This window comes from Bartonella sp. MM73XJBT.G (genome assembly GCF_028618435.1).
In the GTDB taxonomy this organism is placed as follows: domain Bacteria; phylum Pseudomonadota; class Alphaproteobacteria; order Rhizobiales; family Rhizobiaceae; genus Bartonella.
In genome coordinates, this window is record NZ_JAQISW010000002.1 from 262,001 (window position 1) to 268,000 (window position 6,000).

At 34.8% G+C, this 6,000-nt stretch carries 4 protein-coding genes, 2 tRNA genes and 2 pseudogenes; 6 read left to right on the plus strand and 2 right to left on the minus strand.

Going from position 1 to position 6,000, the window contains the following annotated elements:
• Positions 1 to 362: 362 nt before the first annotated feature.
• From PVV59_RS02445 to PVV59_RS02455, 3 genes and pseudogenes are all read left to right on the plus strand, one after another.
• Positions 363 to 439: transfer RNA gene (locus tag PVV59_RS02445), tRNA-Pro, on the plus strand.
• A gap of 251 nt (positions 440 to 690) precedes the next feature.
• Positions 691 to 1,856 (plus strand): annotated as a pseudogene (locus tag PVV59_RS02450) (tyrosine-type recombinase/integrase).
• Between the two features lie 209 nt (positions 1,857 to 2,065).
• Positions 2,066 to 2,134: pseudogene (locus PVV59_RS02455) on the plus strand (DNA-binding protein); the annotation flags it as partial.
• Between the two features lie 166 nt (positions 2,135 to 2,300).
• Here the strand turns inward: PVV59_RS02455 and PVV59_RS02460 are convergent.
• The gene (locus tag PVV59_RS02460; RefSeq protein WP_273754332.1) at positions 2,301 to 2,768 is read right to left on the minus strand and encodes an Hsp20 family protein; all 468 of its coding nucleotides are present in this window, start codon (positions 2,766 to 2,768) and stop codon (positions 2,301 to 2,303) included.
• 280 nt (positions 2,769 to 3,048) lie between these two features.
• Between PVV59_RS02460 and PVV59_RS02465 the strand changes: the two genes are divergently transcribed.
• The 3 genes from PVV59_RS02465 (at position 3,049) to PVV59_RS02475 (ending at position 5,262) form a co-directional block, all read left to right on the plus strand.
• Complete coding sequence (locus PVV59_RS02465; protein WP_273754334.1) at positions 3,049 to 3,966, plus strand: serine aminopeptidase domain-containing protein; 918 nt, start codon at positions 3,049 to 3,051, stop codon at positions 3,964 to 3,966.
• 759 nt (positions 3,967 to 4,725) lie between these two features.
• Positions 4,726 to 5,088 carry a cell cycle two-component system response regulator CpdR gene (gene cpdR, locus PVV59_RS02470; protein WP_005773448.1) on the plus strand — a complete coding sequence of 121 codons (363 nt, stop codon included), beginning with the start codon at positions 4,726 to 4,728 and terminating at the stop codon, positions 5,086 to 5,088.
• Positions 5,089 to 5,187: 99 nt separating this feature from the next.
• Positions 5,188 to 5,262 (plus strand) — tRNA-Val (locus PVV59_RS02475).
• 214 nt (positions 5,263 to 5,476) lie between these two features.
• On the opposite strand, the gene PVV59_RS02480 is transcribed toward PVV59_RS02475, so the two are convergent.
• A partial coding sequence (locus tag PVV59_RS02480; RefSeq protein WP_273754335.1) for a hypothetical protein occupies positions 5,477 to 6,000 on the minus strand: 524 nt, incomplete at its 5' end.

A 6,000-nucleotide genomic window follows, 5' to 3' on the forward strand; every position in this document is an offset into this window, starting at 1 on the left:
CCATACATTCAATTCCAACGTTTTAAAAATATTTATTTTTTTATGACCTATAAGATAAAAAAATAGATCTTCTGTACTTATGGGCGTTCCTTTCCTACCCCGATACCCCTAAAATTACAAATCTTCTCTCGTCTCAATCTGCAAAAAGAATTAAATGCATAAATCTATTAATTATAGAACTCCAATTTGAACAGTAACAAAAACTTTACAGATTTTTGACTTATCTTGAACGAATAACAATCTATTGGTAGGCGAAATTTTTCACTTTCAAAAATTGCAAGTGTAAGAGCATTTTAGATTTTGTTCTATTTATTTTTCTCTTGCCTTTAAAGAAACAGTCATTTAATCGTTTCACACGGATTCGGAGCGTAGCGCAGCTTGGTAGCGCACTTGACTGGGGGTCAAGGGGTCGTGGGTTCAAATCCCGCCGCTCCGACCATTTTTAAACGCTATAAAATAAGCTTATTTTAAAATTTTTTATTTCAATTACACAACCATGATTTTTTCTTCAACATGATAAGACATTGATTTATAATGATAATCTAGCGTTATTCATATTGAGTTAGACCTTCGAATAATGTAAGTTCTCTCATTTCAAATCTCTCTATCTTGAATCAATCAAAACCACTCATTTGCACATAACAAGCGGGATGAGTGTGTGGATCAAATTTGTATAAGAAAGGAGTAAAAATGCTCCTTATGAACCGTCTTAATGCAAGGTCTGTCGCAACATTGGGGGCTGGCAAATATAATGATGGTGCCGGCTTGCTTCTTCATAAGCGTAAAGATGGTGGTGCTCAATGGATTTATCGTTATACCCTTCATGGACGCCACCGCGAAATGGGCTTGGGTGCTTTAAGAGATGTTTCTTTAAAACAAGCCCGTGAATTGGCAACGGGGTGCCGTTCTATTCTTCGTGAGGGTCGTGCCCCCATTAAGGAACGTGAGAAACAAAAGCGTGAGGCAATAAGCAATCTTCATTATTTAAAAGATATTGCCATAGATGCTTTTGAAAGTCGTAAAACTGAATTAAAAGGTGATGGTAAAAATGGTAAATGGTTTACACCTTTACGCCTTTATATTCTTCCCAAATTAGGCTGTTTACCGGTTTCAGAAATTACGCAAACAGAGATACGCAATACCCTTGCCCCTATTTGGCATACAAAAGCTATAACAGCAGAAAAAGCACTCATCCGCCTTAATATTTTTCTCAAACATGCGGCTGCCTTGGGATTGGATGTGATTTACAAGCAACACAAAAAGCACGCGCGCTCTTAGGTAAACAACTCCATAAAACACAAAATATACCAGCCATGGATTGGAAAGATGTTCCTGTTTTTATAAAACGCTTTGTCAAAAAACAACCATGACAAATTTAGCTTTACGTTTGCTTATTTTTACAGGTGTTCGTGCTTTTCCTTTATGTCATATTCGTGAAGATCAAATTGATGGAGATATATGGACTATTCCTGCTGAAAATATGAAAGGAAGGCGTGATGCTACAACAAAATTTCGTGTGCCTCTATCAACAGAAGCATTAGAAATTTTGAAACAAGCGCGCCTGCTTTCTCGTAATGATTTCTTCTTTTCTGCAACCGGTCACGGTCCCCTCGCTGAGAAATGTATGGCTCAATATATGAGAGACAATAAACTTGAAGCCTGCCCCCATGGTTTTCGCTCTAGTTTACGCGATTGGCTTGCTGAAACAACCGATGCCCCCCTATGAGGTCGCTGAAACTATTCTAAGTCATACGGTCGGGGGGCAAGTAGAGCGTGCCTATCGTCGTACTGATTATTTAGAACAGCGCCGTGTTTATATGGATAAATGGGCGGCTTATGTTACAGGTCAAGCTTAAGATATGGGGTGTAATACCCCATTATCTGTGGATAACTTTCTATCTCTCTTCTCTCATTCTTTCTCAATGAGACTCATAAATTATCACATCAGAAAATGTATAATAAAATACTGTTTTTTATAGACTAAATCCCTTTCCAATGATTCGAAAATATGGTTAATAAATACTTATGATTTGTTCCCATTTTTTACTCTTGAAAGAAAATTATAATGACAGAAAACGATATTCTTTTAACAGACCGTGAAAGTGCAAAATTGCTTCATATGAGTGTCTCAACATAGAACGGTATGCAATAATATTTTTATCATCAATTTGAAGAGAACGTTTTTATGAGAATCATCTTCATTCTCACGAGAACATACAGGAAACGCGAGACCTTTGCCTCGCGTTGCATTATTTTTAAAAACTTATAATTATTTATTTTTCATATTTTCTAAGTTTTCTTTATGCGACAATGCCGTTATTATCATTTTTTGTAATGGATGGTGACGTTTGCACAGTTATTTTTTTGGGTTTTAATTCAGCTGGCATTTCCCTTTTAAGCTGAATATGAAGGAGCCCATCCCCAAGCTCTGCCCCAATAACCTTTACATGATCAGCTAAATGAAAACGTCGTTCAAAAGCACGCGAAGCAATGCCTCGATAAAGAAATTCTCGTCCTTCATCATCCTTTTCATGTTTTTTATCTCCCTTAACGATCAGCTGATTACAATGCGTTTCAATATCAATTTCATCTTGAGAAAAACCTGCAACAGCCATAGAAATTCTATAAGAATCTTCGGTTAAACGTTCAATATTATAAGGGGGATAAGAAGAAACTTCTTCTGGTTGTGTTCTTGAATCAAACCAGTTAAAAAGATGATCAAAACCTACTGTGGAACGATAAAATGGTGAAAAGTCTACTTGACGCATGATACTGCCCTCCTCTAGAGCGACTACAATTTATAATTGATTCACAAAGTTCCCAAATGGCAAACTTAATTGTAAATCCGTGGACCCATCATGGCGACCACATTGTATTATTTGGTAATCGTTTTCTCTTATTTCAACTCTTTTATACCTGAATTGACAAAAACTATCTAAAAAACAACTTACCCCTTTCTTAATCCTTCTTCATCATTACATAAATATCACAAAGCCCTCTCATTATCTCATGTTGAACTCAGCGGCAAATACACTTAAAGGATTTCAATTGAAAACACCTCTTCATCCAATAGACTGGAGTTCCACTCCTCCTAATATCCATTATGGTACCCTTAAAATATCAATAGATCGCGAAATTCGTTTTGCAACAACATATCCTGAGGTAAAACAATCCAAGGGAACAATTGTTATTCTTGAAAACAATACAAATGCTTTAGAAACATATTTTTTACCCATAAATGAAATTTCTAAACGCGGTTTTCATACAGCAATATTTGACTGGTTTGATCAAAAAAAAATATCCTTCACAACAACAAAAAAAAGCCGTCATTATTACTTTGATATAAATAATGATATTAATGACTTATATGAATTTCTTAAAAATATTGTTTATCCTACTTGTCCCCCCCCTTACTCTATGCTCGCCTATGGTATGGGAGGATTGATAGCCCTTAGCGGCTTAGATCTCATTAATCATAAGTTTAGCAGATTGCTCTGTATTTCCCCCCTTTTTGCTCCATTCGGCAATAAAACGAATGGTTTACAACATAAATTAACACAATTTCTTTCTGATATAGGTCTTGGTTTTATACCATTGAAAGAAGGAAAAAAATTAAAAAAAACAAATATAAAAAATATACAGTTAAGGCATATACATCAAGGGCTATTCCATTCCATTAAGCCTCCAACATCCCAATGGATGGCTTCGGTATTTAATGCGATTGATTTTGTGAAGAAAAATATAGGCCACGGACATTTACAAATTCCAACACTCTTTATTCTCGCTAATCAAAACAATCTTGCCAACAACATTGAAGTACGGGAATTATGCCAACACACCCGTTTGACAGAGAGTATTACTATTACAGGCGCTGAACTTGATACAATTATGTATAACGAAGATTATAAAAAACAATTTTGGGCGGCATTTGATGCATTTATCTGCGATAATACATCAATGAAATAATACAAAACCTTAACTTCCATTTCTTTTCAACAAAAGCAAAAATTCCCATGAGCAACATCGTTCTATAATGGATTTCATTTTCTAACCACTTATATGATTCGTTTTATAGACTTTATAAGCAACCTATGAAATAAATATTCATCATAACTCATAACAAAAATAACAAATATACAAATTATGTTATCATATCAAACGATAATAATATTATTACCATTATAAGTAACTAAATAAAATAAACATAAAAAAATTATTTTAATACATCATTATAAATCTTTTATAAATAAGACATCAAAATACTATTCTTGATATATAAAAAATTTAAAAATAAAAATTATTTATAACATTTATTTGCTAGTTTCTATAAAAACAAATAATTATAAGAATTATATTTTTTTAGAATAATCTTTTAAAAACAATAAATTAACATAAAATTCTTCTAATTTTCTAATATAAAGAATCCCTACAGCAACGGTTTTTATAATTTTTTTTAATGGAGTTCTGGTAAAAAATAGATAATTTTAAAAAAATAGCAATGAATCATTTTAAAAGTTTTAAATCATCTCTTCTTTTTTTAATTCACATATATTCCGAATTTAACCAACTCACAACGAATATGTTGTATTTTGAATAAGAATAAAGAATTAACCATTTTGCCATTCATTTCAATTATGAGTATTTTCCCATCTTTTTTATAAATACTCTATATTGTATAATCGGTGTGGCAAAAACTCTTACAAATGGAGCCATTGGAACACAATCATGAAACGAATCCTGCTCGCAGAAGATGATAACGATATGCGTCGCTTTCTCGTAAAAGCCCTAGAACGTGCAGGCTATGAAGTTGCCGATTTCGATAATGGTATTAGCGCATACGAACGTTTACAAGAAGAACCATTTTCTCTTCTCCTGACTGACATTGTAATGCCAGAAATGGATGGAATCGAACTGGCACGACGCGCTACTGAGATTGACCCTGATTTACGAGTCATGTTCATTACAGGTTTTGCAGCGGTTGCACTCAATTCAAATAGTGATGCTCCTCCCGATGCAAAAGTTCTCTCTAAGCCATTTCACTTACGTGAACTTGTCAATGAAGTTGAAAAGATCCTTATTGCTGCTTAAAAAGACGTCTTTCTAAATTATTTGTATCTGTTTTTAAGAGAAAATGAAATTAAACATTGACGTTTGTCATTCTATATGGTGTATGCAACATCGATGAATGGGCGTGTAGCTCAGCGGGAGAGCACTACGTTGACATCGTAGGGGTCACAGGTTCAATCCCTGTCACGCCCACCATTCAGCCTTTATAACATCAATAACTCAGTGGTCTGTCGTATTCCATTATGTATGATTATTTTTTATCATTAGAATCAAAATTTGAAAGCCGCGTCATATCAATTGGCACGGCTTTCTTTTTTGGAGTTCTCTCTTTTATGAGACGTTTTAAGGAATGCATCTTATAATGCGTTTATAGCGATAAAGAAGGCGCCTCATAGGCCTGTTATTTGTTCTATTTCTCAATCTTGACAACCTCATCACTCTTATAGACCTCATAATTATCAGGAACCAATTTTATCTTACTTTGTATATCTATTTTTGCTCGACCATAGGCACGACCCCAGACTTTGACATAACCAGAGATTTTCGCATTCCCATAAACAGAGCCATAAATCGCGGCACGCCCACTCACTATAGCATTGCCATAAACCTTGCCATAAATCTTTGCAAAGCCTTTAATAGCAGCTTGTCCATAAATTTTTGCACTGCTGTAAATACAAGCAGACCCAGAAACCTTTGAATGACCATAGATCCTTGCATGATCATAAACAAAAGCATCATGAGAAACGCGCGCATGATTATAAATATGGGAATTGCTATAAACACGGGCGCAACCACTCACATGAGCTTTGCCATAAACATTCCCTGCTACATGAGCACTGTCATAGACACAAGCATGGTCATAAATTTTTGCATATCGTGTGATTACAGCCTTGCCATAAACCTCTGCATTGCCATAGACACGCCCCCGCACAT